Raw genomic sequence first — 24,433 nt, forward strand, 5'->3', positions numbered from 1 at the left:
TGCGCTTATCGTGAGCCCGTGGCCCAGGACACCGCGCAGCAGGCACCCGCCCCGGCGACTCCGGCGCGCGCTCTGCTGCCGCTGATCCTCCCGGCTCTCGTGGTGGGCGTGGGCGCGAGTCTGCTCCTGGTCGGGGTGAGCGTGGCGGCCGAGGAACTCCAGCACCTGCTGTGGCGGAACCTGCCGGACGCGCTGGGGGTGGGCCGGTACTCCGTGCTGTGGATGCTGGTGATGCTCACGGCGACCGGGGTGGCCGTAGGTCTGGTGGTGTGGAAGGCGCCCGGGCATGCCGGGCCGGAGCCGGCGACCATGGGGCTGGACGCGCCCGTGCTGCCGCTCGCGGTGCTGCCGGGGCTGCTGCTGGCAACCGCTCTGATGCTCGCCGGCGGGCCGAGCCTCGGGCCCGAGAACCCGATCATCGCCGTGAACGTGGCCCTGGCCTTCTGGCTGGGGCGCCGGCTGCTCCCCCGTATGCCGCGTGGGCTGTGGCCGGCGCTGGCGGAAGCGGCGACGATCGGCGCGCTGTTCGGCACCCCGGTGGCGGCGGCCCTGGTGATCTCCGAGGCACTGGCCGGACGGCAGCTCAGGGGGGCGCTGTGGGACAACGTGTTCGGGCCGTTGCTCGCGGCCGCGGCCGGCGCGCTGACGACCACCCTGGTGGCCCATCCCTCCTTCGACCTGCATCTGCCCCCGATCGGGCGGCCCGGCTGGGGCGATCTGCTGGCCGCGCTGGTGATCGCGTCGGCGGCGGCGCTGCTCGGCATGGCGGCCGTGCTGGCGTTCCCGTACGTCCACGGCGCGTTCGTGCGGCTGCGGCACCCCATGGTGGCGCTTCCGGTCGGCGGGCTCGTGCTGGGGCTGCTGGCGGCCGTCGGTGGCCATCTGACCCTCTTCAAGGGGCTGGACGAGATCGGGGAGCTGGCGGCCGATCCGGAGGGCTGGTCGGCCGGGGAGTTCGCCACCATGACGGTGGTGAAGCTGGCCGCGCTGCTCGTCGCCGCCTCCTGCGGCTTCCGTGGCGGGCGGATCTTCCCGGCCGTGTTCGTGGGAGTCGCCTTCGGGTTGTGCGCCCACGCGCTGGTGGACGCCGTGCATCCCGCCGTCGCGGTGTCGGCCGGGGTGCTCGGAACGCTGCTCGCCATCACCCGGCAGGGCTGGGTGAGCCTGTTCACCGCTGCCGTGCTGGTGTCCTCGCCCACGATTCTCGCGCTTCTGTGCATGGCCTCCCTGCCGGCCTGGCTGCTGGTGACCGGGCGGCCGCAGATGCAGCTGCGCGAGGACGGAACCCCAATCCACTGACCAACGTTGATCTCTCCAGGAGGCGCGCCCATGGCACTGCACAAAGGGCCCGAGAAGCCCGACGAGCGTCCGATGTCCGTCAATCCCTTCTACGGCGAGGCCGATCCGGTCGGCGGGATGACCGAGGCCCCGCCCAAGCACCGGCTCCCCACCGCCCCGATGCCCCCGGCGACCGCACAGCAGCTGGTCCACGACGAGCTGATGCTGGACGGCAACTCCCGGCTGAACCTCGCCACCTTCGTCACCACCTGGATGGAGCCGCAGGCCGGGGACCTGATGGCGGAGTGCCGGGACAAGAACATGATCGACAAGGACGAGTACCCGCGCACCGCGGAGCTGGAGCGGCGCTGTGTGGCCATGCTCGCCGACCTGTGGAACGCGCCGGATCCCTCGGCGGCGGTGGGCTGTTCGACGACCGGTTCCAGCGAGGCGTGCATGCTCGCCGGCATGGCGCTCAAACGGCGCTGGGCCCACCGCAACGCCGACCGGTACCCGGGGGCGCGGCCCAATCTGGTCATGGGGGTCAACGTCCAGGTCTGCTGGGAGAAGTTCTGCAACTTCTGGGAGGTGGAGGCCCGTCAGGTGCCCATGGAGGGCGACCGGTTCCATCTCGACCCGCAGGCCGCCGCCGAGCTGTGCGACGAGAACACCATCGGGGTCGTGGGCATCCTGGGCTCCACCTTCGACGGCTCCTACGAGCCGATCGCCGATCTGTGCGCGGCCCTCGACGCCCTCCAGGAGCGCACCGGGCTGGACGTCCCCGTGCACGTCGACGGGGCGTCCGGCGCCATGGTCGCGCCCTTCCTCGACGAGGACCTGGTGTGGGACTTCCGGCTGCCGAGGGTCGCCTCCATCAACACCTCCGGGCACAAGTACGGCCTCGTCTACCCCGGGGTCGGCTGGGCGCTGTGGCGGGACAAGGAGGCCCTGCCCGAGGAGCTCGTCTTCCGCGTGAACTACCTGGGCGGCGACATGCCGACCTTCGCGCTCAACTTCTCGCGCCCCGGTGCCCAGGTCGTCGCGCAGTACTACACCTTCCTGCGGCTGGGCCGCGAGGGCTACCGGGCCGTGCAGCAGACGGCGCGGGACGTGGCCCGGGGTGTCGCCGACCGTGTGGAGGCGATCGGCGACTTCCGGCTGCTGACCCGGGGTGACGAACTCCCGGTGTTCGCGTTCACCACGGCCCCGGGGATCGAGGCGTACGACGTGTTCGACGTCTCCCGGCGGCTGCGCGAGCGCGGCTGGCTCGTCCCGGCGTACACCTTCCCGCCGCACCGCGAGGACCTGTCGGTGCTGCGGGTGGTCTGCCGCAACGGCTTCTCGACGGACCTGGCCGATCTGTTCGTGGAGGACCTGGAACACCTCCTGCCCGAACTGCGCCGCCAGCCGCACCCACTGACCCACGACAAGGGGACGGCGACCGGCTTCCACCACTGACCGCACCCACCCCGCCACCCTGCCGCTCCCCCGGTCCCGCACCATGACGATCCCCCGATCCGACCTCTCCGCTCCGCGCTGTCACTCCTGGTACACCGCTCGCCGCGCCGGGGTTCCCACTTTCCCGCGGCGGGCTCGAAACCCCGGCCGGTTCGGGGCGGGCGTCACCTGCTCAGCGCCCCGAACCTCCGTACCGCCAGCGGGAAGAACACCGCCAGCAGGGCCAGCGGCCACACGATCGCCGCCCAGACGTGGCCCGGTTCCCCGCCGGGGCCGCCCAGCAGGTCGCGGACGGCCGTCGCCGTGTGGGAGAGCGGGTTCCACTCGACGGCCGTGCCCAGCCAGCCGGGCATGGAGTCGGGGGTGGCGAAGGCGTTGGACAGGAAGCCGACCGGCCAGACCAGGATCTGCACGGCCTGCACCAGCTCCGGCTTCCCGGCGACCATCGCCAGATGGATGCCGATCCACAGCATCGCGAACCGGAAGAGCAGCAACAGGCCCACCGCCGCGAGGAGTCCGCCGGCACCTCCGTGCGTCCGCCAGCCGATCGCGTGTCCCACGCCGATCATCGCGGCCAGACCCAGCGCCGACTGGAGCATGTCGGCGGCCGAACGGCCGACCAGTACGGCCCCGTTGGCCATCGGCATGGACCGGAAGCGGTCGATCACGCCCTTGTTGAGGTCCTGGGTGACAGCGATCATGGTCGCTTCCAGCCCGAAGGCCATGGTCAGCGCGAGCATCCCGGGGACCAGGTAGTCGACGTAGTCCCCCTCGACACCCCGGCCGCCGCCGACCAGGTAGCCGAACATCAGCAGCAGCATCACCGGGAAGACGAGCCCGACGAGGATCCGCACCGGCTGCCGGGTCCAGTGGGCGAGTTCGCGCCGGGTCATGGTCCAGGAATCGGTCAGCGCGTAGGTGCTCACACGGTCTCCTTCACTCGGTTCTCGTCGCCGGTGAGGTGCAGGAACACCTCATCCAGCGTGGGCCGGCGCAGGGCCACGTCCACCGCCTCGATCCCGGCCGCCTCCAGGGCCCGTACGACACCGGAGAGCGCCGCCATCCGGTCGGTGACCGGGGCGCTGAGCAGCCGGCGGTCGGGGTCGACGGAGACGGTGGCCGCGTCGAGGGGCAACAGGGCGACGGCCGCGCCCAGTTGGCCCGCGTCGCGCAGGACCACGTCGATGCGGTCACCGCCGGTCCGGGCCTTCAGCTCGTCCGCGGTGCCGTCGGCGATGACCCGGCCCCGGTCGACGACCGAGATCCGGTCGGCGAGCTGGTCGGCCTCCTCCAGGTACTGCGTGGTCAGCAGGACCGTCGTACCGCCGTCGGCGAGGGAGCGGACCGCGGCCCACACCTCGGCGCGGCCGCGCGGGTCGAGGCCGGTCGTGGGTTCGTCCAGGAACAGCACCTCCGGATCGCGGATCAGGGAGGCCGCGAGGTCCAGGCGGCGCCGCATGCCGCCGCTGTAGGCGCGGACCGGTTTGCGGCCGGTGTCGGCGAGGCCGAAGCGCTCCAGGAGCTCGTCGGCGCGCACGCGCGCGTGGCGGGCGCCCAGGTGGTAGAGGCGGCCGAACATCTCCAGGTTCTGGTGGCCGCCGAGCTCCTCGTCGAGGGCCGCGTGCTGGCCGAGCAGGCCGATGCGCAGCCGTACCTCGTAGGCCTGGCGCACCACGTCGTGGCCCGCCACCTCGACGCGGCCCTCGTCCGGCCGCAGCAGTGTGGACAGGACGCGGACCAGGGTCGTCTTGCCCGCGCCGTTCGGGCCGAGCACGCCGTGGACGCTGCCGGGCGCGACCCCCAGATCGAGCCCGCCCAGGGCGTCCTTGTCGCCGTAGCGCTTGCGCAGGCCTTCCGCGACGATCGCGTCGGTCATCGGGCTCCCTCCGGAATCAGCATGTAGTCAAACTTGACTACAGCTCCAAAGTAATGCCCTCGCTCGTACTCGTCAAACTTGATTAGTGGGCGTCCTCGGGATGCCGCTCCCCGGTCGCATACGGGTTCTCCTCGCCCTCGGCGAGGACGCCGACGAACGGCTCGCCCTCCCCGGCGAAGGTGTACGCCCCGTCCTCGATGCGGGCGATGAGCCCCTGGGTCCACTCGGCCTCGGCGTCGGCCGTGTGGATCCAGAGGTTCATGATCTCGCCGATGTGGCCTAGCTGCCCGGGGCCCTCCTCGGGCACATAGTGCTCGGTGACGGCCGAGCGCCACTCCTCGATGCGCCGGATGCGGTCCTTGAGGAGGGCCACCGCCTCGGCGCGGGGCAGGTCGACCATGAAGCCGATGGCCGCCGACTTGATGTCCATCTTCTGGTCGTAGGAGGTCAGGGCCTCGCGCACCAGCCTCAGGAACTCCGCGGTGCCCACGTCGGTGATCTCGTACTCGGTGCGCGGCGGCCCGCCGGCCGTGGAGGGCGCGATCTCGTGCGCGTGCAGCAGCCCCTGCTTGGCCATCTGCTTCAGCGCGTGGTAGATCGAGCCGGGCTTGGCGTTGGACCACTCGTGCGCGCCCCAGTACTCCAGGTCGTTGCGCACCTGGTAGCCATGGGCCCGCCCGTGCTGGCGGACCGCACCGAGCACGAGAAGACGGATCGTTGACATACGGTCCAGGTTATGGCCTCACTTTTCGGCGAGGGCCACCAGCTCGAACGCCGTCTTCCCGTCCAGGGACTCGCGGATGATGTCGGCGTGGCCGGCGTGCCGGGCCGTCTCGCGGATCAGGTGCAGCAACACCCAGCGGACCGAGACCCGGCCCTCGGGCGGGAACCAGGGCTGGTTCGGGAGCGCGAAGGTGTCGTCGAGGCTCGGGGCCGAGCGGGCGAACGCCTCCGTCTCGGCGGCGACCTTCTCCCAGTACGCCAGCTGCGACTCGAGCGTCTCACCGTCGACCAGGGCGAAGCACTCGTGCCAGTTCGACTCGTCCCGCCGTACGGCCGGCTCCTCGCCCTTGGCGCGGGCGATCCAGCCCTGTTCGACCTCGGCGACATGCTTGACCAGCCCGGCCAGGGACAGCTCGCTCGCGCTCGGCCGGCTGCCGGCCTGCTCGTCCGTCAGCCCGAGCACCGCTCGCCGGATACCGCCCCGCTGCTCCTCCAGGAAGGAGAGAAGCGCTCCGCGCTCGTCGCCGTTCGCCTCTGCCGGAACGTGAGTGACCATGACGGCCGCCTTTCGCTTTCGTGGAGCCGGGGGGCTTTCCTCCTGACACCGACGAAGCTACGGGCTCTTTAGGACAGTTCCGGTCCTAAAGAGCCCGTGGCAGCGGTCGTACTCGATGAATCAGAACGGGAAGCGGCTGCGCCCGTGCTGGACCGAGATCCACTTGGTGGTGGTGAAGGAGTCCAGCATGGTGTCGCCGTTCAGGCGGCCGATGCCGGAGTGCTTCTCGCCGCCGAAGGGGACGATCGGCTCGTCGTGGACGGTGCCGTCGTTGACGTGGAACATGCCGGTGTCGATCTGCTTGGCGAAGGCGACACCGCGCTCGATGTTCGCGGTGTGGACGGCGCCGCTCAGACCGTACGGAGTGTCGTTGACCAGGCGTACGGCCTCCTCCTCGCCGTCGAAGGGGACGAGGAAGGCGACCGGGCCGAAGACCTCCTGCCGCAGGAGGGCGGAGTCGGCGGGGACGTCGGTGAGGACCGAGGGCTCGACCAGGTTGTCGGTGGTGGTGCCGTGCACCAGCGCGGTGGCGCCCTCGGCGATCGCCTGCTCGACGACACTCGAAAGGGCGTCCGCCTGCGAGGAGTTGATGACCGGGCCGATGACGGTCTCGGGGTCGCTCGGGTCGCCGACCTTCAGGGTCCGCACCTTGGCCACGAACTTCTCGGTGAACTCGTCGGCGACGCTGCGGTCCACCAGGACGCGGTTGGCGGCCATGCAGACCTGGCCCTGGTGGACGTAGCGGCTGAAGACCGCCGCGTCGACCGCGTAGTCGATGTCGGCGTCGTCGAGGACCACCAGCGCGCTGTTTCCGCCGAGTTCGAGGACCGAGCGCTTGAAGTTGGCCGCGCAGACCGTGGCCACGTGGCGGCCGACCTTGTCGGAGCCGGTGAAGGAGATGACCTTCGGGATCGGGTGCTCCAGGAAGGCGTCGCCGATCTCGGCGATGTCGGTGATGACGACGTTGAGCAGACCGCCGGGCAGGCCCGCGTCCTCGAAGAGCTTCGCGACCAGGGAGCCGCCGACGATCGGGGTGTTCTGGTGCGGCTTGAGGACGACGGCGTTGCCGAGCGCGAGCGCCGGGGCGACCGACTTGAGCGACAGCAGGAAGGGGAAGTTGAAGGGGCTGATCACGCCCACGACACCGACCGGGACGCGGTAGACGCGGTTCTCCTTGCCGTCCACCGGCGAGGGAATGATCTTGCCCTCGGGGCGCAGGGAGAGGTGGATCGCCTCGCGCAGGAACTCCTTGGCGAGGTGGAGTTCGAAGCCGGCCTTCAGGTGGGTGCCGCCGAGCTCCGCGATGATCGCCTCGGCGATCTCGCCCTCGCGCTCCTCGATGAGCTTGAGGGCCTTCTCGAACACCGTCCGGCGGGCGTAGGGGTTGGTCGCGGCCCACTGCTTCTGTGCGCGTGCGGCGGCCTGGAAGGCCTCGTCGACCTCGTCGACCGTGGCTATGGTGATCGACGCCAGCTTCTCGTCGTCGTACGGGTTGAAGTCGATGATGTCCCAGGAACCGGTACCCGGGCGCCACTCACCGTCGATGTACTGCTGGGCCAGGTCAGTGAAGTACGACGACATGTGATCCCCAAATCACTAGCAGACACACGATCAACGTGACGGTCTGATCACACGTCATCGTACTTGCGCGGCCCGCCAGTTGGGCACGCTGAGCAATCTTCTGGGGAGAACCCTAGGAGAGCTGGAGGAGACCCCGCAGGAGATCCCGGCTCTCGTCCAGGCCCGGACTGTCCTGCTGGAGCTCCTTGAGCGCCTTCTCGTACTGCGCCACGTCCTCGCGCTTGTCGAGGTAGAGCGCGCTGGTGAGCTGCTCCAGATAGACGACATCGGTCAGGTCGGACTCGGTGAAGCTGAGGATCGTGAACGCGCCGCTCTCACCGGAGTGTCCGCCGAAGCCGAACGGCATGATCTGCAGCCGTACGTTGGGGCGTTCGGAGATCTCGATGAGGTGCTGGAGCTGGCCGCGCATCACCGCGCGGTCGCCGTACGGGCGGCGCAGGGACGCCTCGTCGAGGATCACGTGGAACTCGGGGCCGCCTTCGTCGGCGAGGTGCTTCTGACGCTCCAGGCGCAGGGCCACCCGCTTCTCTACGTCCGCCTCGCTCGCGCCCTTCATCCCGCGCCGGACGACTGCACGTGCATACGCCTCGGTCTGCAGCAGCCCGTGGATGAACTGGACCTCGTACGCGCGGATGAGGGAGGCGGCGCCCTCCAGGCCGACATAGGTGGGGAACCAGCTCGGCAGGACGTCGGAGTAACTGTGCCACCAGCCCGCGACGTTGGCCTCGCGGGCGAGGGAGAGGAGTGAGGCGCGCTCCTGCTCGTCCGTGATGCCGTAGAGCGTCAGCAGGTCCTCGACGTCACGCGTCTTGAAGCTCACCCGGCCCAGTTCCATCCGGCTGATCTTCGACTCGGAGGCGCGGATCGAGTAACCCGCCGCCTCGCGCGTGATGTTGCGTGCCTCACGCAGTCGCCTGAGTTGCGAGCCGAGCAGCATCCGCCGCACCACCGATCCGGGCTCTCCCGCGCTCACGTTCGCCAGCCTCCCCAACGTCTTCAGGGGCCGAAGTCTGCCACTAAAACACTCCGAGCAGTACTCGTCCGATTACAGAGATGGAAAGAAGCCAAAGATTGCGCACAGGGGCGGGACAGGAGATGGAGAGAAAGAGGCAAGAAGTAGGGGAGAAGATGGCGGAAAAAATGACCAAGAAGCGGTACGGGAGGGTCCAATTCGGTCACGTGCACGTGCATCTGCACCTTGCATCTGCACCGCTCATCCGAAACCATGGTCCCGCGCAACCGCTGTATCGCAACGACCGCGAATTCCCGGGAGTGCCTCGCATGGGGATGAATGGATCGACCATGCTCGAGCCGTTACGGCAGGGCCTTCCGCCGCTGGATCCCGCGGCCGTGTCCGACGCCGCCTCCTGTTCTCTGCCCGGCTGCTACGAAGCGGTGGGCGACGCACGGAGGTTCACCCGCAGAACGCTCGACCAGTGGGAGCTGGACGACTGCTTCGACGACGTCTGTCTGGTGGTCTCCGAACTCGTCACCAACGCGCTGCGGCACGCCATGCCGGCGAACGGCGCGTACCCCGGGGAACAGAACCCGCCCGTGCGGCTGCATCTGATGCGGTGGACCGAGCGGTTGGTGTGCGCGGTGCGCGATCCCAGCCAGGACAGTCCGATCGCGCGCGATTCCGACGACTTCTCGGCGGAGTCGGGACGTGGGCTGTTCCTCGTCGACTCCTTCAGCGACGGCTGGGGATGGCACCCGATGGCGGGGGCGCTGGGCGGCAAGGTGGTCTGGGCACTGTTCCGGCTCCGGCCGCACTCGGCAGCCCCGTCGGCCTCGACCGAGTGACACACCGCGGCGTTTTCGACGCCGCGGTTCTACGCGCGTTACCCAGCGCACGACCCCGGTCACCCTCGGTCGTCCGAGGTGACCGGGGATCAGCCCGCGATCAGATGGTCGAACTCGCCGTCCTTGATGCCGAGCAGCATCGCCTCGATCTCCGCGCGCGTGTAGACGAGCGCGGGACCGTCCGGGAAACGGGAGTTGCGCACGGCGACGCCTCCGTCCGGCAGGCGCGCGAACTCCACGCAGGATCCCTGCGAGTTGCTGTGCCGACTCTTCTGCCAGGCCACCCCGTGCAAAGTCGTGGCCGTCATGCCGTTGTACACGTCGAGGTCCACAAGTCGCTCCCCGGTGGTGCGGTGGCCATGTGGCCAGTGATGCAGTGGTCAACTGGTCCGGATCATAGCTCTGTTCACGTGCAGATGCATGAGCAGATGCACGTGCACGAGGGGTGTTCCTGTGGTTACAGATGTGACGTGTGAGGCGCGCCATCCGTTCCCTGTGCCAGGGACGACCCCGTACTCCTAGGAAGAGACGCGGATGACGCCGCCGGTGTTCCACCTTCCGGGGAAGGACGGCTCAGCGGCTGCTGTACGGCAGCAGTGCCATCTCCCTCGCGTTCTTGATCGCTCGCGCCAGCAACCGCTGCTGCTGGGCCGTCACGCGGGTGACCCGGCGACTGCGGATCTTGCCCCGGTCGGAGATGAACTTCCGCAGCAGGTCGGTGTCCTTGTAGTCAATGTACGTGATCTTGGCCTGGTCCAGCGGGTTGGGACGGTTCTTGGCGGGCTTGCGTTCGGGCTTGCGGGGCATGCGGGTCAGACCTCCAGGAGGGTGTCGAAGGCGGGCGGGAGCTGCTTCCAGGCGTCCCGCCCGGCGGCGTACTCGGCATCGGTCAACAGGCAGGACTCCAGGAGCCGTTCGAGTCCGTCGCGGTCGAGTCCGGGCGAGGTGAAGACGAGGTGCTGGCAGCAGTCGCCGTGCTCGGGGTGCCAGTCCATCGCGGCGGCCGCCCGGCGCACCGGCGGGACCATGTCCCACGCCGCGTCCGGGAGCGACGCGAGCCAGGGGCCCACGCTCTCCACGCACAGGGCGCCGCCGGCCGCGTCCCAGTGCAGCAGCACGTCCGGCTTGTCGGCGAGCCAGAACCGGCCCCGGCTGCGGGCGGCCGCGCAGGTGATGTCCTCCAGGGCCTCGTAGAGCCGCTCCGGGTGGAACGGTCGACGACGGTGCCAGACGAGCGTGCAGACGCCGTGTGCGTCGGCCTCGGCGGGCAGCAGCGCGCACGCCGGGTGCTGGGCGGCCGCCGCGGACTCCACGTCGAAGCCCGCGAGGGCGGCCCGCGCGAGCGCCGAGTGCGCGGACGGTCGTACCGGATAGCGGGTGCCGGCCGCGTCGGTGGGCCGGTCAGCGGGGTGCGCCCTGGGCCGGTCCGAGGGCCGGTCCGTGGGGTGCGTTGCGGGCCCGGCCGCGCCGATCGGGACCTGGTGGGCCGTCGGGTGCAGCTGGGCGAGGAGTTCACGGTCCTCCTCGTCGGCCTCCGGGGAGTCGAGGACGGCGAGGACGGGGGCGTACTCCAGCTGGCGGGCGAAGGTGTCGGCGACCGTGCGCTGGTCGGTGGCCGCGGCGGCGAGGCCGCGCTCGGCGAGGTCGTCGCCGTTGCCGAGGTACGGCAGCATGAGTGCCGGGTCGACCGCGGTGATCACGCCGGTGACCGTGAGGCCACCGGCCGCGACCACCTCGGCCATCGCCTTGGGCTCGACGGAGTCCCACAGTTCGACGACCGCGAGCCGGAGCGTGCCGGCCGCGTCCAGGCGGCGCAGCTCCGGGACCAGGTCCTCCCGGAGCGCGCAGCAGGCGCAGTCGTTGACCAGGGGCGTCTCGCCCGCGGACAGGATGCCGGTGGCGTCGCGGATCGTCCGTACGACGGTGCCGGCCGCGGCCGTCGCCAGGTCGTGGTGGAGGACGACACTGCCCGGCACGTCGGCGAGCAGTTGCCCGACGGCCGCCTTGCGGGCGTCGGCGTGCAGCCCGCCGACGATCACGACGGAGAGCATCAGCCCTTCTTTCCGTACCGGCGCTCGAAGCGCTCCACGCGTCCGGCGGTGTCCAGCACGCGCGCGGTACCCGTGTAGAAGGGGTGGCTGACGTTCGAGATCTCGACGTCGACGACCGGGTAGGTGTTGCCGTCCTCCCACTCGACCGTCTTCTCGCTCGTCATGGTCGAGCGGGACAGGAAGGCGTAGCCGGCGGCACGGTCGCGGAAGACGACGGGGCCGTAGGCGGGGTGGATGCCCTGACGCACGGGGATCAGCGCTCCTCTCGGAAGTCGACGTGGCGGCCGACGACCGGGTCGTACTTCCGCAGGGTCATACGGTCCGGGTCGTTGCGGCGGTTCTTGCGGGTCACATAGGTGAAACCGGTCCCGGCGGTGGACCGGAGCTTGATGACCGGGCGGAGTTCGTTGCGTGCCATGCTGCTATCTTACTGAAAATGAATTCCATTTACACAACTGCTTCGAGAGAGGTGCATCACCCGTGTCCGCCCACTGCATGCTGACCGGCGCCCAGCCGGGCTTCGGCAACCGCATCTCCCACTCCCACCGGCGCACTTCGCGCCGCTTCGACCCCAACATCCAGTCCAAGCGCTACTGGCTGCCCAGCGAGGGCCGGTACGTGCGGCTGCGGCTGAGCACCAAGGGCATCAAGACCGTCGACACGATCGGCGTCGAGGCGGCCGTGGCGCGGATCCGCACGCGCGGTGTGCGGGTCTGAGGATTCGAGGGGAGAACCGGTATGGCGAAGAAGAGCAAGATCGCGAAGAACGAGAAGCGCCAGGAGGTCGTCGCGCGGTACGCCGTACGGCGGGCCGAGCTGAAGGAGATCATCCGCAGGCCGTCCTCCACCGATGCCGAACGGCTCGCGGCGCAGGAGGAGTTGCGCCGGCAGCCGCGGGACGCGAGCGCCACGCGTGTGCGCAACCGCGACCAGGTGGACGGACGGCCGCGCGGCTACTTCCGGGCCTTCGGGCTGTCCCGGGTGGGACTGCGGGAGCAGGCGCACGCGGGATATCTGCCAGGTGTGCGCAAATCGTCCTGGTAGCTCTCAGGGGTGGTGCTGGTAGCTTGCTGCGGTCCGTCCGGCCGCCTGCTACAGCTTGGAGCTTCCAGTGACTACGGCGTTCTTCTCGCGCACCGCGTCGCGTCGGCGGGCCGCGCTCGCGGCCGCGGGGCTGGCGGGCGCGCTCGCCCTGACCGCGTGCAGTGGCGGGGGCTCGGACGACGAGCCGTCGCCCGGCTCCAGTACGACCGTCTCGTCGTCGGCGTCCGCCTCGGCCTCCGCTTCCGGCGACGGGGGCTCCGGCGGCACGCAGTCCTCCGGTGAGGTGGCGGGCAGCTGGCTGGCCACCGCCGGCGGCAAGGCCGTGGTGCTCCTGGTCAACGGTGACCAGGCCGGGCTCTTCGTCACCGGCGGCACGGTGTGCAGCGGCTCCGCGAGTGCCGAAACGATCCGTCTGAAGTGCACGGACGGCAGCAAGGACCGGGGTGACGGGACCATCGAGTCGGTGGACAAGGACACCCTCAGGGTGAAGTGGTCGGGCGATGCCGGAACCGAGACCTACACCCGGGCCAAGGGCGGCGAGCTGCCGAGCGGGTTCCCGACGGCGAGCCTCGGGTCCTGACACCGGGCTGGGTGGGGGTGGGCAACCGTGGTGTGCCGTGATGCGTGATGATCCATGCACCGGATCGCTCACATCAGAGGACTTCACATGCGCGCCGCCCCCCTCACCGTCACCGCCCTCGCCGCGGCCCTGCTCCTGACCGGCTGCTCCGGTGGCAAGGACAGCTCCGGCGGTGACAGCGCCTCCGCGAGCCCGGGTGACGGCACCACGTGCCGGATCGGTGACATGGACGTGGAGGTCGGCCCCGCCAACGTGGCCCCCGCCGCCGGGGACACCGGCAACATCCCCGTCACGCTCACCAACCAGAGCGCCGAATGCACGCTGGACGGCTTCCCCGGCATCGACCTGAACGCCACGGACTCGTCGGCGAGCGTCTCGCCCGAGGCAGGCACGAAGTCCACGAAGCTGACCCTGGCCAAGGGCACGGCCGCCACCTTCACCCTCACGTACACGCGCGGCGAGGCCGGCGGCAAGGCGAGCCTCGATGTGAAGACGCTGAACATCGCCCTGCCGGGAGCCGGGGACGCGAAGAGCTACAAGTGGTCGTACGGCCCGGTCCAGGGCCAGAGCGGCAGCGCCGACGTGCCGAAGGCCTCCGTCAGTGGCTTCACTCAGGCCGGTGACTGAGCCGGGGCCGGTTTCCGACCTGCGCCCGGTCGGCCGCCCGGGCGCCCTCGGTCCAGCCCGCCTCGTCGCTGACGCCGCGTAGGCGGGTCGTGGTGGTCTCGGGGAACATCCGGTCCATGCGGTCGGTGACGGCGACCTCGCGGGAGGCCAGGACCGGGAGCAGGTCGTCGGTCACCGGGGCCTCGGCGGCGGCCCGCAGACGGTCGCCGACGCGGTGGGCGTAGGCCGCGAGGAAGGACTGCCGGAAGGTCTTGGTGCGCTTGCGCCCGCCCGCCCGCTGGGCCCCCTCCGCCTTCGCCATCGCGGACTGCGCCTGCACGAGCAGCGAGGTGTACAGCAGCTCGACCGCCTCCAGGTCGCCCTCGAACCCGACGACCGTGGAGAAGGCGAGCGGTTCGTTCCACACGGCCCGGCAGTGGTTGGCCGTCGCGACCGCGTCAAGGAGCACCGCCTTGGCCTGTTCGTACGGCGGCTCGACCCCGATCCGGCAGGCTCCCGGGGTGTCCTTCGAGGGCGCCCGCGCGTCCAGCAGCGCCTCGTCGACGCTGTGCCGGGCCATCAGCTCCTGCGCCTTGGCGGTGAGCGCCTCCGCCTCCTCCGGATAGCCGGTCGCCTCCGCCTTGGCGAGCAGGGCACGTATGCGGCCGAGCATGCGGGCGTCGCCCTTGTGCTCACCCCTGCTCCCTCCCCTGTGCTCTCGCCGGGGCTCCTCCAGCGGTTCCAGCGCGGGCAGGCGCAGCAGCAGGCGGTACAGCTCCAGTACGGCGGTGGCGTGCGTGAAGCGGTCCGGACGGGGGGCCTTGTCGTCGGGGGCGTCCGGCTGGGCGAGCTGAGCCAGCTGGGCGGCCCAGCGGTGGCCGCGCGGGCGGTCGTCGGGGGCCTGTGCGCGGATCAGGGCCGTGGCGAGGTGTACGTGCGCCTCGTCCAGTTCGCGTCGCACGATCCGTACGACATCGGCGGGCTGCCAGCCGCGCCGCCAGGCCTGGGCCACGAACTCGGCGCCGCGCCGGGCCAGTTCGGTGTCCGTCGCGGGGTCGGCGGCGAGGAGGGAGGCGCCGGTGTCCAGGGCGGTGTCGTCGTCGGCGTAGAGGGCGGTCCGGAAGGCGCGGTCGACGGTGGCGGTGGGGGTGTTGTCGGCCCCGTCCTTGTTGCTGCTGCTCACGGGGCGATCGTCTCACTCCCCGAAAATCGCTCGCCCACGCGCGTGTGCCGCTCGAAGCATGGCGGCATGGTGGACATGTCTCTCTATGCGGCCTTCCTCGTCGCCGCCTTCGCGCTCTGTGTCACTCCCGGTCCCGACATGATGTTCATCGTGGCGATGGGCGGCCGGGGCGGCCCCGCGGCGGGGGTGATGGCGGCGTTCGGCGTGGCCTGCGCCATGCTCGTGCACACGGTCGCGGCGGCGCTCGGACTGTCGGCGCTGTTCAACACCCTGCCGACGCTGTATCACGTGCTGCGCTGGGTGGGTGCGGCCTATCTGCTCCACCTGGCGGTGAAGGCGTTCCGCGACCGGTCGGTTCCGGGTGAGGACGGGGCCGCCGAAGGCGGGGCGGGGATGCGGCGGGCCTTCTGGCAGGGGGCCGTCACCAATCTGCTCAACCCCAAGGTGATCCTCTTCAACGTCGCGTTCCTGCCCCAGTTCGTGGACCCGTCGCTCGGCCACGTCCCGGGTCAGTTGCTGCTGCTCGGGATGACGATCGTGGTCATGGGGTTCGCGTGGGACGGCGGTGTGGGGCTGCTCTCCGGGCGGCTGGGGAACGTCCTTCGGCGCAGTGCGCGCGTCAACCGGTGGATGAACATCGTCTCGGGGACGGTGTTCACGGGGCTCGCGGTGCGGTTGGTGGCCGCGCCGAAGTAGAGGCAACCTCTGGTTGACACCCCCTCGCTGTCAACCTAGGGTTGACAGTATGACGACGAACCCCGACATCACGTCATCCGTACGGCTCGACGACCTCATCACGGCCATCAAGAAGGTCCATGCCGAGCCCCTCGACCAGCTCCAGGACGCGGTGATCGCCGCCGATCACCTCGGGGAGGTGGCCGACCATCTGATCGGTCACTTCGTGGACCAGGCGCGGCGTTCGGGTGCCTCCTGGACGGACATCGGCAAGAGCATGGGGGTGACCCGGCAGGCGGCGCAGAAGCGGTTCGTGCCGAAGGAGTCGGCGGACCTGGCGGCCGACCAGGGTTTCAGCCGCTACACCCCGCGGGCCCGCAACGTGGTGATGGCGGCCCACAACGCGGCCGTCACCGCCCGCAACCCCGAGGGCCGCCCCGAGCACCTCGCCCTCGGCCTGCTCGCCGAACCGGAGGGCCTCGCCGCCAAGGCGATCGGCGCCCAGGGCATCACCCTCGACGCCGTACGCCGGGCCGCGACCGACGCGCTGCCGCCGGCCGCCGAGGAGGTCCCCGAACTCGTCCCCTACGGCTCCGACGCCAAGAAGGTCCTGGAACTCACCTTCCGCGAGGCACTCCGCCTCGGCCACAACTACATCGGCACCGAGCACATCCTGCTGGCCCTGCTGGAGTTCGAAAACGGGACGGGGGTCCTGTCAGGGCTCGGCATCGACAAGGGGTCGGTGGAGGGGGTCCTCGCGAAAGAGCTGGAGGGGTATGTGACATCACAGTCCCAGTCCCAGTCGCAGGGGGAGCAGGGCTGAGCAGGGCTGAGGAGGGCTGCGAAGGATCACTCCGAGCCCGGACGCTGTCCGCAATGCCCGTTGTCAGACCCTCCTGTCACACTCGCAACCATGACCGATCGCTGGGCTCTCGCTCCGGCCGAGGACGGTGGCGTGGAGCTCGCCGCCCTCGGCCCTGACGGGCTGCCCGACGGGCCGGTGCGGCGGGAGAAGGACCTGGCCGAGGCCGTGCGGCAGCGGCCCGAGGTGGCGCGGTGGGTGTGGCGGTCCACCGCCGAGGTGTATCCGCGGCTGCTCGCCTCGGGGGTGCGGGTGGAGCGGTGCTACGACGTCGAGGACGCCGAGACCCTTCTGCTCGGCCACGCGGGGCGATACGGCGAACCCCGCTCGGCGGCCGCCGCCCTGGCCCGGCTGCGCGGCGGCCCGGTACCGCCCGATCCGCCCCAGCGCTCCGCCGAACCCGGCTCGCAGTCCTCCCTCTTCGAGCCGCAGAGCGTCCACCTCCCGCTGGCCGACCTCGTCGAGGTCTACGCCGACCAGCAGCGACGGCACGACACCACCGCGCACCCCGACCGGATGCGGCTGCTGACCGCCGCCGAGTCCGCGGGGATGCTGGTGGCCGCCGAGATGAACCGCGCCGGGCTGCCGTGGAGCGCCGAGACCCACCGCCGGGTGCTGCACGAACTGCTCGGCGAGCGGTATGCCGGCGGCGGTGAGCCCCGGCGCCTCGCCGAGCTGGCCGACGAGGTGTCCGCGGCCTTCGGGCGCCGGGTGCGGCCCGATCTGCCCGCCGACGTCATCAAGGCATTCGCGCAGGCGGGGATCAAGGTGAAGTCGACCCGGCGGTGGGAGATCGAGTCCGTCGACCACCCGGCCGTGAAACCGCTGATCGAGTACAAGAAGCTGTACCGCATCTGGGTCGCCCACGGCTGGTCCTGGCTCCAGGACTGGGTGCGGGACGGCCGCTTCCGACCCGAGTTCATGGCGCACGGCACGGTCACGGGACGCTGGGTCACCAATGGCGGGGGTGCCCTGCAGATCCCCAAGGTGATCCGCCGTGCCGTGGTCGCCGACCCCGGGTGGCGGCTCGTCGTCGCCGACGCCGACCAGATGGAGCCGCGCGTGCTGGCGGCCATCTCCCGCGACCCGGGGCTCATGGAGGTGGCCGGCCGCGAGACCGACCTCTACCAGTCCGTCTCCGACCGCGCCTTCTCCGGCGACCGCGGTCAGGCCAAGCTTGCCGTGCTCGGCGCGGTCTACGGCCAGACCTCCGGCGACGGCCTGAAGAACCTCGCCGCGCTCAGACGCCGCTTCCCGAAGGCGGTGGCGTACGTCGACGACGCGGCCCGTGCGGGCGAGGAGGGGCGGCTGGTGCGCACCTGGCTGGGGCGGACGTGTCCGCCCGCGGTGGGGGCGGGAGAGGCCGGTGAGGAGGCGGGGATGCCTCAGGACGAACCGGCTGAGCGGTCCGGCTCGGGCTCCGGCTCCGGCTCCGGCTCCGGCTCCGGCAGTGGTTCCGGCTCGGGTTCGGGTTCGGGTTCGGGAGATGAGGGGTGGATGCCCGGATACGCCTCCTCCAACGCCCGGGCCCGTGGCCGGTTCGCGCGGAACTTCGTGGTGCAGGGAAGTGCCGCCGACTGGGCGCTGCTGCTGCTCGCCGCGCTACGTCAGTCCTGTGCGCGGATGGCGGCCGAGCTGGTCTTCTTCCAGCACGACGAGGTGATCGTGCACTGTCCCGAGGAGGAGACCGAGGCCGTCGTGGCGGCGATCCGGGAGGCGTCGGACCTGGCCGGGCGGCTGACGTTCGGCGAGACGCCGGTGCGGTTCCCGTTCACGACGGCCGTGGTGGAGTGCTATGCGGACGCGAAGTGATCACCGTAAACAGGAGTCGTCGAGCAGGGCGATGAGCTCCTGGAGCACCGTCTTCTCGTCCGTCCCGTCCAGCGCGTCGAGAGCGGCCCGCCACTGCTCGTGCGCCTCCTCGGTCCTCCCCCGTTCGCGCAGCAGGAGTCCGTGCTGGTGGCGGGCGAGGGCGCCGGTGTAGCGGTCGGCGCGGGCGTCCGCGCGGCGCAGCAGTTCCGCGCACTCGGCGGCGGCGCGATCGCCGTGACCGATCAGACGCAGGGCGCGGACCAGGCCGAGGCGGCTCTGCGACTCGCCGTGCCAGTCGCCGGGGCTGCCGAGGATACGCAGGCTCTCCTCGAAGTGGGCCATGGCGGCGGCCGGTTCGCCGAGGGTGAGGTGGGCGTAGCCGATGTTGCAGTGCGCCGAGTGCCGTACGACCACGCTGCCGGTCTCCTCACCGATGGCGAGCGAGCGGCGGTGCTGTTCGATGGCGGCGCGCGGGTCGCTGTGCTCATACAGGTTGCCCAGGTTGCTGTGGGTGACGGCCTCACCGAAGGGATCGTTCAACTGCCGTGAGTAGGTGAGGCTCTGCCGCAGTGCCTCGCCCGACTCGTCGTAGCGGCCCAGGCCTTCGAGCAGCAGGCCCCGGTTGTTGAGGCAGCGGCGGGTCCAGGAGTCCCTGCCGAGCCGCCGCCAGATCTCCAGGGCCCGGTCGTTGAAGGCCAGGGCCTCGCCGTGCCGGCCCGTCAGGAAGTGCAGCCCCGCGAGATCGCCCAGGGCGCATGCCTCGGCCTCCTCGTCGCCGAGCCGCCGTGCCACCGCGAGGGCGGCCCGGCCGAGGACCTCCGTCTCGGCGACCCGGCCGCTGCGCTGCAGGAACGGGGAGAGCAGCCGCAGCAGGGTCGAGACATGGGCGGCGGTGCGCTCGTCGGGGGCGTCCGCGTGCCGCTCGGCCAGGACGACGATGTTCTCCAGCTCCGACTCGGCCCAGGCGAAGGCCTTCTCGGAGGACGGGAAGGGGGGAATGGCCAGCACGTGCGCCGCGTGCTCCGGCGGCTGGGCGGCGGTCGGGCGGCGGCGGTCCTCCAGGTCGAGGCCGGGTTCGACGATCGCGGTCAGGGCGCGCTCGGCGACGGCCGCGTACCAGCGCAGGGCGGTGCGGGCGATGCCGGGGGCGTGCGCGGTGCCCGCGAGCTCCCTCGCGAAGTCGCGGACCAGGCCGTGCGGGGCGTAGCGGCCGTACGCCGTCTCCTCCAGGAGGGCCACGTCGACGAGGCGGTCGAGGGCGTCCTCGGCACGGGTCTCGTCGCTGCCGTCGGTGCCGAGGAGGCGGGCGACGAGGGGGACGCCGTAGGTGGGCAGGTCGAGCGCGCCGATGCGGCACAGGGCGAGCGCGGCGTCGCGGTCGGAGCGGCGGCCGGAGGCGGCGAGGGCGTCGTGGGCGACGGCGAGGGAGCGGCGGACGGAGAGGTCGTCGTACTCCAGGTGCCGCAACCGGTCCTCGGTGGCGGCGAGTTGGTCGGCGAGGACGTCCGGGGTGAGGGCGTGGCGGGCGGCGAGACGGGCGGCCACGACACGGAGGGCGAGGGGGAGGCGGCCGGTGAGTTCTATGAGGGGGTGGGTGGCGTCTATGGGGGTGACGTGTGCGGCGTAGGCGTCTGCGCCGGCCGTGCCTGGACCGGCCGTGCCTGGACCGGCCGTGCCTGGACCGGCCGTGCCCTGGTCCTTTCTGCCGTACCGGCCCGACACCGTGCGCAGCAACTCCGCGCTCTCCTCCGCCGAGAGGGGGGCGAGCGGGAAGCGGTGGGCGTCGTCGAGGGCCGTCAGGGGGGAGCGGCTGGTGACGATCACCGCGCAGCCGCCGCCGGCCGGCAGCAGCGGCCGCACCTGTGCGGCGCTCGCGGCGTCGTCCAGCACCATGAGCGTGCGGGTGGGCGCGAGGAGCGAACGCAGCAACGCGGCGGCCGCGTCCGGGTGTTCGGGGATGCTGCGGGAGTCGGCGCCGAGGTCGCGGAGCAGGGCGGTGAGCGCCTGGGCCGGAGTGAGAGGGGTCATCCCCGGGGTGGCGCCCTGGAGGTTGACGTAGAGCTGGCCATCGGGGAAATGTTCCCGCAGCTCATGGGCGACATGGAGTGCGAGCGCGCTCTTGCCGACGCCAGCCATGCCGCTGATGACGCCGATGGAGGGGCCGCCATCGAGGGTGAGGGCACGGTGGAGGTCTTCGCGGGTGGTGGTGCGGCCGGTGAAGTGGCCGGGGGGTGGGGGGAGTTGGGCGGGGCGGGGCACGGGTGCGGGGAATGATGCCTGGGTGTGGGGCGCCCTTGCGTGGGGATGCGATGCGTGGGTGTGGGGGCGGGGAGGTTCAGTCGCGGGGGGCGGCGCCTGGGCGGTGAGGGATGACTCGCGGGCAGTGGAGGACGACGTCCGGGGGGTAGGGGCCGACGGCGGGGCGGTGGGGAGCGCCGGGGCCGTGGGGAGCGGCGGGGCGGTGGGGAGCGGCGGGGCGGTGGGGAGCGGCGGGGCGGTGGGGAGCGGCGGGGCGTCTTCGCGCGTAGCGTCTGGGCGAGGCGTGCCGGGGGAGGTCGTACGGCCCCTCTCTCGTACCTCATCGGGGTCAACGGCCGGGCGCGTGACGTCTGTCGGGCTCGGGGCGGCGGTCCGGTCCGAGTCGCCTTCCGCGGGCTCCGCTCGGGGGTGCCAGAGACGGCCGGCCCACGACTGCCCCGTCCTGTCGCCCAGGTCCTCTCCCCCGCGCAGCACCTCCACATGTGCCTCGCGGACCGCGGGTCCCGGCTCCACGCCGAGTTCCTCGACGAGGCGGGTGCGGAGGTCGCGGTGGACGGCGAGGGCCTCGGCGTGACGGCCCGTGCGGTGCAGGGCGAGCATCAGCTGGCGGTGGAAGGACTCGCGGAGCGGGTGTTCGGCGGCCAGCGCGGAGAGTTCGGGGACGAGGGCGTCCGGTCGAGTGGAAGCGAGGGCCAGCTCGGCGTCGTAGCGCCATTCCAGGAGGAGCAGTCGGGCCTCCTCCAGGCGCTGCACCAGCGCGTATCCGGCGAGTTCGGAGGTGACGCCGCTGAGCGGGGCGCCGCGCCAGAGCGCGAGGGCCGCCGCGCAGGCGTGGACGGTCTCGGTCCAGTTCCCGTCGGCGTGCGCGCCGCGGGCCCGGGCGGCGTGGCTCTCGAAGACCTGGACGTCGAGTTCGCCCGGCGCCACGCGCAGCACGTAGCCGGGGGCCACCGCTCGCAGCCGGTCGGGGTCGTCGAGCAGCCGGCGCAGCCGGGAGACGTGGTTGTGCAGGGAGGCCTTCGCCGAGGCGGGCGGGGTGCTGCCCCACAGCGCGTCCTTGAGGGCCTCGGCGGAGACGACCCGGCCGGCTTCGAGGAGCAGCGCGGCCAACAGGATCCGCAGCTTGCGGCTGCCGACTACGCGTACGACGGCGTTGCGTTGGCCGTCGGTGCCGCGCTGGCTGTCGGTGCTGCCCTCGCTCTCGGTGCTGCCCTGGCCGCCGACCTCGTCATGGCCGTCGTACAGGATCGGCGGTCCGAGCAGTCCGAACCGCAGCCCCGACTGCGATCCGCGCCCCATCACGCCGCCCACTTCTGGCGGATTTCCGCCCTCTTCACGGCGGTTTCCCGCCAGCCACCAGACACCGGCCGTTGCCGGAGTCCGCCCCCATCCCGCGGTTCCACACCGTCGGTTCCCCATCGCCGCCGTCGACTTCACGCCAACCGGCGAACAACAGAACGTAGATGCGATGGCCACATGTTAGCGATTTGTTGGCGCAACCTGATGTGATCACTACATCGGATCTGGCCCGAGGGTGCGCGCGCACGATGCGCGGCTCGGGGGAGTGTCGCCGTCGCGGCCGGATCCGGGGACGCGAGAGGGTCCCGGTCGGTGGAGGTGAACGACCGGGGCTCTCGTCCTGTTTCTGGGGCGGTGCGTGCTCAGATGACGGGCGGGCGTCCCAGTCGGGTGAGTCGCCACACCGTTCGCCAGCGCATCGGCCGCCGTTCGCCCGCCGGTTCCCGAAGACCCTCGGCGAACCCGGCGAACCAGGCGCGCAGCCCGCTTCCCGACCGGGTCCGCAGCAGGGTGAGCGCCGTCCATACGCCGAGGTGGACGGGGATGAGCGGCAGCGGCAGCCGACGGCGGACCAGCCAGACGCGGTTGCGGGCGTTGACCCGGTAGTAGACGGCGTGCCGGGCGGGCGAGGTCTTCGGGTGCTGGAGCAGCAGTTCGGGCGCGTACAGGATGTGCCAGCCGCGGTCGACGGCGCGCCAGGCCAGATCGATCTCCTCGTGGGCGAAGAAGAACTCGGCGGGCCAGTCCCCGGTCTCGGCGAGCATGGCCATGCGGAAGGCGTGCCCGCCGCCCAGGAACCCGGTGACGTATCCGCCGCGCATCGCGTCGGAGGCGCCGACGCGGGGGACGTGCCGCTGCTGGGTCTCGCCGTTCTCGTCCGCGATGCGGAAACCGACGATGCCGAGGCGGTCGTCCGCCGCGAACAACTCCTGTACGCGGCGCAGCACATCGGCGTCCACGAGAAGTCCGTCGTCGTCGAGTTCCACTACGACGTCCACGTCGCCGAAGTCCCGCAGCCGGGTGAGCGCCACGTTCCGTCCGCCGGGGCAGCCGAGGTTCTCCTCGACGTCGAGGGTGGTGACCTCGCCGGGCAGGGAGAGGCGCTTGGCGAACTCGGGCAGCCGGCAGCCGTTGCCGACGATCACGATCCGGGCCGGGGCGAGGTCCTGCTTGGCGACGGATTGCAGCAGCGCGTCGACCTCGTCGGGCCGGTTCCCCATCGTCACCACGGCGACGGCGATCCTCGGCGCGTCCATGTCCCCACCTCGTCCCCTCTGCCCGTCATCCCGACGGGCATCAACCGGCGCGATGCTAGTCGTTAACGGTAAGGACTTCTCGCGTATGGGGATGTGTGGGTGGGGTGGATGGGGGTGAGGTAGCGGAAGGCGCCTCACCCCGTGGCACCCGGCTGTCCGGTCCTCGGCTGTCCGGTCCTCGGCCGTCCGGCCCTCGGCCATCTGGCCCCGATCGCCGGCCCCGGGTCACCCGTGCGCCATGTCCCCCGGGTGACCGGTGGCCTGGGGCCCGGGCCACCGGTCACCCGGCCGCTCCGTCACTTGGGGCTCCCGACCTCTGGCTTCTGGGCCACGGGTCGAACGGGCACTCCGGCCACGCCGTCACCCGGCCGCCGGTCCCCGGCCCCCGGGTAGCCGGTCATTCGACCCCGGGGGCACCGGTCAAACGGTCACCCCGCCACTTGGTGCCCAACCTCTGGCCTCTGGCCTCTGACCCCTGGGCCACCGGTCAAACGGGCACCCTGGCCACCCCGTCACTCGGCCCCCGGCCCCCGGGTAGCCGGTCACCCCGTCACTCGCCCCCGGGGCACCGGTCAAACGGTCACCCCGCCACTTGGTGCCCAACCTCTGGCCTCTAGGCCGTGTTTTAGAAAGGGCTGGTCTGTCGGGGCCGTTCGGGGAAGTCGCGGGCGGCCAACCAGATGATGAGGTCGTTGGCGATCCGGCCGATGCTGCTGTCGGTGTCGACCTCGTGTTCGCGGCGTGTGCTGTCGCGGCGGACGATTTCGTAGCCGCCTTCGTCGAGGACGGCCACGGAGGCGAACCAGGACGGGGCGTCCTCGTCGGGCTGGATGACGATAAACGTGTTGTCCGCGTTGTTCAGTTCGCTGATCAGATCGAACAGGGCGTCCTCGGACGGGTCGTCGATGTGGTGGCCGTTCTCGCTGTCGGCGCAGTAGTAGGTTGCCGCCATCCGTCTGCTCTCCCCTTGTGCCGACGTACTGCCGGGTTGCCGCCGCCAGGATGGCATGCAGGTCCGACAGTTCCGTTCGGTCACAGCCATTCGTTGATCGCGGCAATGTGGACGGTGGCCTCGAAGCGGACGGCGAGCTTGTCGAACCGGGTGGCAACAGCCCGATTGCGCTTGAGGCGGTTGATGCCGCATTCGACAGCGTGGCGGGCCTTGTAATCCTCGCGGTCGAAGGCCGGAGGACGCCCACCGCTGCCGCCGCGGCGCTTGCGGTGGCCGGCCTGGTCGGCCGGTTCCGGGATGGTGGAGCGGATCCCGCGCCTGCGTAAGTAGGCACGGTTGGCGCGTGAGGAGTACGCCTTGTCGCCCCGGACCCGCAGTGGCCGTCTGCGGGGACGGCCGCGCCCGAGCCGGGGCACGCGGATGCCCTCCAGCACCGCCACGAACTGCGGGCTGTCGCCCCGCTGACCGGCGGTGACCAGCAGCGACAAGGGGCGTTGACCCTGCTCGCAAGCCAGATGAATCTTGGTGGTCCAGCCGCCCCGGGACCGGCCGAGGGCGTGATCGTCCGGCTCGGTGCGA

The 24,433-nt window shown here is 71.3% G+C and carries 26 protein-coding genes; 10 read left to right on the forward strand and 16 right to left on the reverse strand.

Annotation, left to right across the window (positions count from 1 at the left end):
* The first annotated feature begins 18 nt into the window (after positions 1–18).
* Both AB0D34_RS41910 and AB0D34_RS41915 read left to right on the forward strand, forming a co-directional pair.
* Positions 19–1,299 (forward strand): ion channel protein, encoded by a 1,281-nt coding sequence (locus AB0D34_RS41910; RefSeq protein ID WP_362672115.1) that lies wholly within the window; start codon positions 19–21, stop codon positions 1,297–1,299.
* 30 nt (positions 1,300–1,329) lie between these two features.
* On the forward strand, positions 1,330–2,736 hold the full coding sequence (locus AB0D34_RS41915; protein WP_362672118.1) for a glutamate decarboxylase: 1,407 nt from the start codon (positions 1,330–1,332) through the stop codon (positions 2,734–2,736).
* A gap of 164 nt (positions 2,737–2,900) precedes the next feature.
* Here the strand turns inward: AB0D34_RS41915 and AB0D34_RS41920 are convergent, their stop codons facing one another.
* The 6 genes from AB0D34_RS41920 to AB0D34_RS41945 all read right to left on the reverse strand — a co-directional run bounded on the left by AB0D34_RS41920 (position 2,901) and on the right by AB0D34_RS41945 (position 8,409).
* Positions 2,901–3,662: an ABC transporter permease gene (locus tag AB0D34_RS41920; RefSeq protein WP_362672121.1), complete on the reverse strand. Its 762-nt coding sequence runs from the start codon at positions 3,660–3,662 to the stop codon at positions 2,901–2,903.
* Positions 3,659–4,612: an ATP-binding cassette domain-containing protein gene (locus tag AB0D34_RS41925; RefSeq protein ID WP_362672124.1), complete on the reverse strand. Its 954-nt coding sequence runs from the start codon at positions 4,610–4,612 to the stop codon at positions 3,659–3,661. The genes AB0D34_RS41920 and AB0D34_RS41925 overlap by 4 nt, the downstream gene beginning before the upstream one ends.
* Before the next feature lie 82 nt (positions 4,613–4,694).
* Positions 4,695–5,336 carry a PadR family transcriptional regulator gene (locus tag AB0D34_RS41930; protein WP_362672127.1) on the reverse strand — a complete coding sequence of 214 codons (642 nt, stop codon included), beginning with the start codon at positions 5,334–5,336 and terminating at the stop codon, positions 4,695–4,697.
* An 18-nt stretch (positions 5,337–5,354) separates the two neighbouring features.
* Positions 5,355–5,891 (reverse strand): DinB family protein, encoded by a 537-nt coding sequence (locus tag AB0D34_RS41935; protein WP_362672129.1) that lies wholly within the window; start codon positions 5,889–5,891, stop codon positions 5,355–5,357.
* Positions 5,892–6,011: 120 nt separating this feature from the next.
* A complete protein-coding gene (locus AB0D34_RS41940) occupies positions 6,012–7,472 on the reverse strand; it encodes an aldehyde dehydrogenase family protein (protein WP_362672130.1) in 1,461 nt (486 codons plus the stop codon).
* A 112-nt stretch (positions 7,473–7,584) separates the two neighbouring features.
* Positions 7,585–8,409 (reverse strand): helix-turn-helix transcriptional regulator, encoded by an 825-nt coding sequence (locus tag AB0D34_RS41945; RefSeq protein WP_362672173.1) that lies wholly within the window; start codon positions 8,407–8,409, stop codon positions 7,585–7,587.
* Positions 8,410–8,774: 365 nt separating this feature from the next.
* Here AB0D34_RS41945 and AB0D34_RS41950 point away from each other — a divergent pair, with 365 nt between their 5' ends.
* Positions 8,775–9,275 (forward strand): ATP-binding protein, encoded by a 501-nt coding sequence (locus AB0D34_RS41950; RefSeq protein ID WP_362672132.1) that lies wholly within the window; start codon positions 8,775–8,777, stop codon positions 9,273–9,275.
* Between the two features lie 89 nt (positions 9,276–9,364).
* Here the strand turns inward: AB0D34_RS41950 and AB0D34_RS41955 are convergent, their stop codons facing one another.
* From AB0D34_RS41955 to rpmG, 5 genes are all read right to left on the reverse strand, one after another.
* Positions 9,365–9,607 carry a DUF397 domain-containing protein gene (locus AB0D34_RS41955; RefSeq protein WP_362672134.1) on the reverse strand — a complete coding sequence of 81 codons (243 nt, stop codon included), beginning with the start codon at positions 9,605–9,607 and terminating at the stop codon, positions 9,365–9,367.
* A gap of 241 nt (positions 9,608–9,848) precedes the next feature.
* Entirely contained in the window at positions 9,849–10,082 is a 234-nt protein-coding gene (gene rpsR / locus AB0D34_RS41960) for a 30S ribosomal protein S18 (protein WP_224737353.1), read from the reverse strand.
* Positions 10,083–10,087: 5 nt separating this feature from the next.
* The gene (locus tag AB0D34_RS41965) at positions 10,088–11,326 is read right to left on the reverse strand and encodes a GTP-binding protein (protein ID WP_362672136.1); all 1,239 of its coding nucleotides are present in this window, start codon (positions 11,324–11,326) and stop codon (positions 10,088–10,090) included.
* Entirely contained in the window at positions 11,326–11,574 is a 249-nt protein-coding gene (locus AB0D34_RS41970) for a type B 50S ribosomal protein L31 (RefSeq protein ID WP_362672138.1), read from the reverse strand. The genes AB0D34_RS41965 and AB0D34_RS41970 overlap by 1 nt, the downstream gene beginning before the upstream one ends.
* Before the next feature lie 5 nt (positions 11,575–11,579).
* Positions 11,580–11,744, reverse strand: coding sequence for a 50S ribosomal protein L33 (gene rpmG, locus AB0D34_RS41975; RefSeq protein ID WP_019753828.1), 165 nt, complete (start codon positions 11,742–11,744; stop codon positions 11,580–11,582).
* A gap of 62 nt (positions 11,745–11,806) precedes the next feature.
* On the opposite strand from rpmG, the gene rpmB reads away from it, so the two are divergent.
* The 4 genes from rpmB to AB0D34_RS41995 all read left to right on the forward strand — a co-directional run bounded on the left by rpmB (position 11,807) and on the right by AB0D34_RS41995 (position 13,577).
* Positions 11,807–12,043 carry a 50S ribosomal protein L28 gene (rpmB, locus tag AB0D34_RS41980; RefSeq protein ID WP_362672140.1) on the forward strand — a complete coding sequence of 79 codons (237 nt, stop codon included), beginning with the start codon at positions 11,807–11,809 and terminating at the stop codon, positions 12,041–12,043.
* 21 nt (positions 12,044–12,064) lie between these two features.
* Entirely contained in the window at positions 12,065–12,370 is a 306-nt protein-coding gene (rpsN, locus tag AB0D34_RS41985; RefSeq protein ID WP_362672143.1) for a 30S ribosomal protein S14, read from the forward strand.
* Between the two features lie 67 nt (positions 12,371–12,437).
* Positions 12,438–12,950 carry a hypothetical protein gene (locus tag AB0D34_RS41990; protein WP_362672145.1) on the forward strand — a complete coding sequence of 171 codons (513 nt, stop codon included), beginning with the start codon at positions 12,438–12,440 and terminating at the stop codon, positions 12,948–12,950.
* An 87-nt stretch (positions 12,951–13,037) separates the two neighbouring features.
* The gene (locus AB0D34_RS41995) at positions 13,038–13,577 is read left to right on the forward strand and encodes a DUF4232 domain-containing protein (RefSeq protein WP_362672148.1); all 540 of its coding nucleotides are present in this window, start codon (positions 13,038–13,040) and stop codon (positions 13,575–13,577) included.
* Here AB0D34_RS41995 and AB0D34_RS42000 read toward each other — a convergent pair.
* A complete protein-coding gene (locus tag AB0D34_RS42000) occupies positions 13,558–14,739 on the reverse strand; it encodes a DUF2786 domain-containing protein (protein ID WP_362672151.1) in 1,182 nt (393 codons plus the stop codon). The genes AB0D34_RS41995 and AB0D34_RS42000 overlap by 20 nt on opposite strands.
* A 66-nt stretch (positions 14,740–14,805) precedes the next feature.
* Here AB0D34_RS42000 and AB0D34_RS42005 point away from each other — a divergent pair, with 66 nt between their 5' ends.
* The 3 genes from AB0D34_RS42005 to AB0D34_RS42015 all read left to right on the forward strand — a co-directional run bounded on the left by AB0D34_RS42005 (position 14,806) and on the right by AB0D34_RS42015 (position 18,088).
* Positions 14,806–15,435, forward strand: coding sequence for a LysE family translocator (locus AB0D34_RS42005; protein ID WP_362672154.1), 630 nt, complete (start codon positions 14,806–14,808; stop codon positions 15,433–15,435).
* Between the two features lie 49 nt (positions 15,436–15,484).
* The gene (locus tag AB0D34_RS42010; RefSeq protein ID WP_362672156.1) at positions 15,485–16,237 is read left to right on the forward strand and encodes a Clp protease N-terminal domain-containing protein; all 753 of its coding nucleotides are present in this window, start codon (positions 15,485–15,487) and stop codon (positions 16,235–16,237) included.
* 90 nt (positions 16,238–16,327) lie between these two features.
* The gene (locus tag AB0D34_RS42015; protein WP_362672158.1) at positions 16,328–18,088 is read left to right on the forward strand and encodes a bifunctional 3'-5' exonuclease/DNA polymerase; all 1,761 of its coding nucleotides are present in this window, start codon (positions 16,328–16,330) and stop codon (positions 18,086–18,088) included.
* Here AB0D34_RS42015 and AB0D34_RS42020 read toward each other — a convergent pair whose 3' ends face one another.
* The 4 genes from AB0D34_RS42020 to AB0D34_RS42035 all read right to left on the reverse strand — a co-directional run.
* Positions 18,089–21,646, reverse strand: a complete 3,558-nt coding sequence (locus tag AB0D34_RS42020; RefSeq protein WP_362672161.1) for a BTAD domain-containing putative transcriptional regulator — start codon at positions 21,644–21,646, stop codon at positions 18,089–18,091. It lies immediately after the preceding gene.
* A gap of 362 nt (positions 21,647–22,008) precedes the next feature.
* Positions 22,009–22,902 carry a glycosyltransferase gene (locus AB0D34_RS42025; RefSeq protein WP_362672163.1) on the reverse strand — a complete coding sequence of 298 codons (894 nt, stop codon included), beginning with the start codon at positions 22,900–22,902 and terminating at the stop codon, positions 22,009–22,011.
* Positions 22,903–23,527: 625 nt separating this feature from the next.
* Positions 23,528–23,854: a hypothetical protein gene (locus AB0D34_RS42030; protein WP_362672165.1), complete on the reverse strand. Its 327-nt coding sequence runs from the start codon at positions 23,852–23,854 to the stop codon at positions 23,528–23,530.
* Between the two features lie 80 nt (positions 23,855–23,934).
* Positions 23,935–24,433: IS5 family transposase (locus AB0D34_RS42035; RefSeq protein WP_362672167.1), on the reverse strand; the 499-nt coding region annotated here is incomplete at its 5' end.

It is taken from the genome of Streptomyces sp. NPDC048420 (genome assembly GCF_040651535.1).
In the GTDB taxonomy this organism is placed as follows: Bacteria; Actinomycetota; Actinomycetes; order Streptomycetales; family Streptomycetaceae; genus Streptomyces.

What these genes read in the sequence shown, in the direction of transcription:
- AB0D34_RS41915 (WP_362672118.1), top strand. Translation starts at nt 1,330, where the DNA reads ATGGCACTGCACAAAGGGCCCGAGAAGCCCGACGAGCGTCCGATGTCC.
- AB0D34_RS41925 (WP_362672124.1), bottom strand. Translation starts at nt 4,612, where the DNA reads ATGACCGACGCGATCGTCGCGGAAGGCCTGCGCAAGCGCTACGGCGAC.
- AB0D34_RS41930 (WP_362672127.1), bottom strand. Translation starts at nt 5,336, where the DNA reads ATGTCAACGATCCGTCTTCTCGTGCTCGGTGCGGTCCGCCAGCACGGG.
- AB0D34_RS41935 (WP_362672129.1), bottom strand. Translation starts at nt 5,891, where the DNA reads ATGGTCACTCACGTTCCGGCAGAGGCGAACGGCGACGAGCGCGGAGCG.
- AB0D34_RS41940 (WP_362672130.1), bottom strand. Translation starts at nt 7,472, where the DNA reads ATGTCGTCGTACTTCACTGACCTGGCCCAGCAGTACATCGACGGTGAG.
- AB0D34_RS41945 (WP_362672173.1), bottom strand. Translation starts at nt 8,409, where the DNA reads ATGCTGCTCGGCTCGCAACTCAGGCGACTGCGTGAGGCACGCAACATC.
- AB0D34_RS41950 (WP_362672132.1), top strand. Translation starts at nt 8,775, where the DNA reads ATGCTCGAGCCGTTACGGCAGGGCCTTCCGCCGCTGGATCCCGCGGCC.
- rpsR (WP_224737353.1), bottom strand. Translation starts at nt 10,082, where the DNA reads ATGCCCCGCAAGCCCGAACGCAAGCCCGCCAAGAACCGTCCCAACCCG.
- AB0D34_RS41965 (WP_362672136.1), bottom strand. Translation starts at nt 11,326, where the DNA reads ATGCTCTCCGTCGTGATCGTCGGCGGGCTGCACGCCGACGCCCGCAAG.
- rpmG (WP_019753828.1), bottom strand. Translation starts at nt 11,744, where the DNA reads ATGGCACGCAACGAACTCCGCCCGGTCATCAAGCTCCGGTCCACCGCC.
- rpsN (WP_362672143.1), top strand. Translation starts at nt 12,065, where the DNA reads ATGGCGAAGAAGAGCAAGATCGCGAAGAACGAGAAGCGCCAGGAGGTC.
- AB0D34_RS41995 (WP_362672148.1), top strand. Translation starts at nt 13,038, where the DNA reads ATGCGCGCCGCCCCCCTCACCGTCACCGCCCTCGCCGCGGCCCTGCTC.
- AB0D34_RS42005 (WP_362672154.1), top strand. Translation starts at nt 14,806, where the DNA reads ATGGTGGACATGTCTCTCTATGCGGCCTTCCTCGTCGCCGCCTTCGCG.
- AB0D34_RS42010 (WP_362672156.1), top strand. Translation starts at nt 15,485, where the DNA reads ATGACGACGAACCCCGACATCACGTCATCCGTACGGCTCGACGACCTC.
- AB0D34_RS42015 (WP_362672158.1), top strand. Translation starts at nt 16,328, where the DNA reads ATGACCGATCGCTGGGCTCTCGCTCCGGCCGAGGACGGTGGCGTGGAG.
- AB0D34_RS42020 (WP_362672161.1), bottom strand. Translation starts at nt 21,646, where the DNA reads ATGGGGCGCGGATCGCAGTCGGGGCTGCGGTTCGGACTGCTCGGACCG.
- AB0D34_RS42025 (WP_362672163.1), bottom strand. Translation starts at nt 22,902, where the DNA reads ATGGACGCGCCGAGGATCGCCGTCGCCGTGGTGACGATGGGGAACCGG.
- AB0D34_RS42030 (WP_362672165.1), bottom strand. Translation starts at nt 23,854, where the DNA reads ATGGCGGCAACCTACTACTGCGCCGACAGCGAGAACGGCCACCACATC.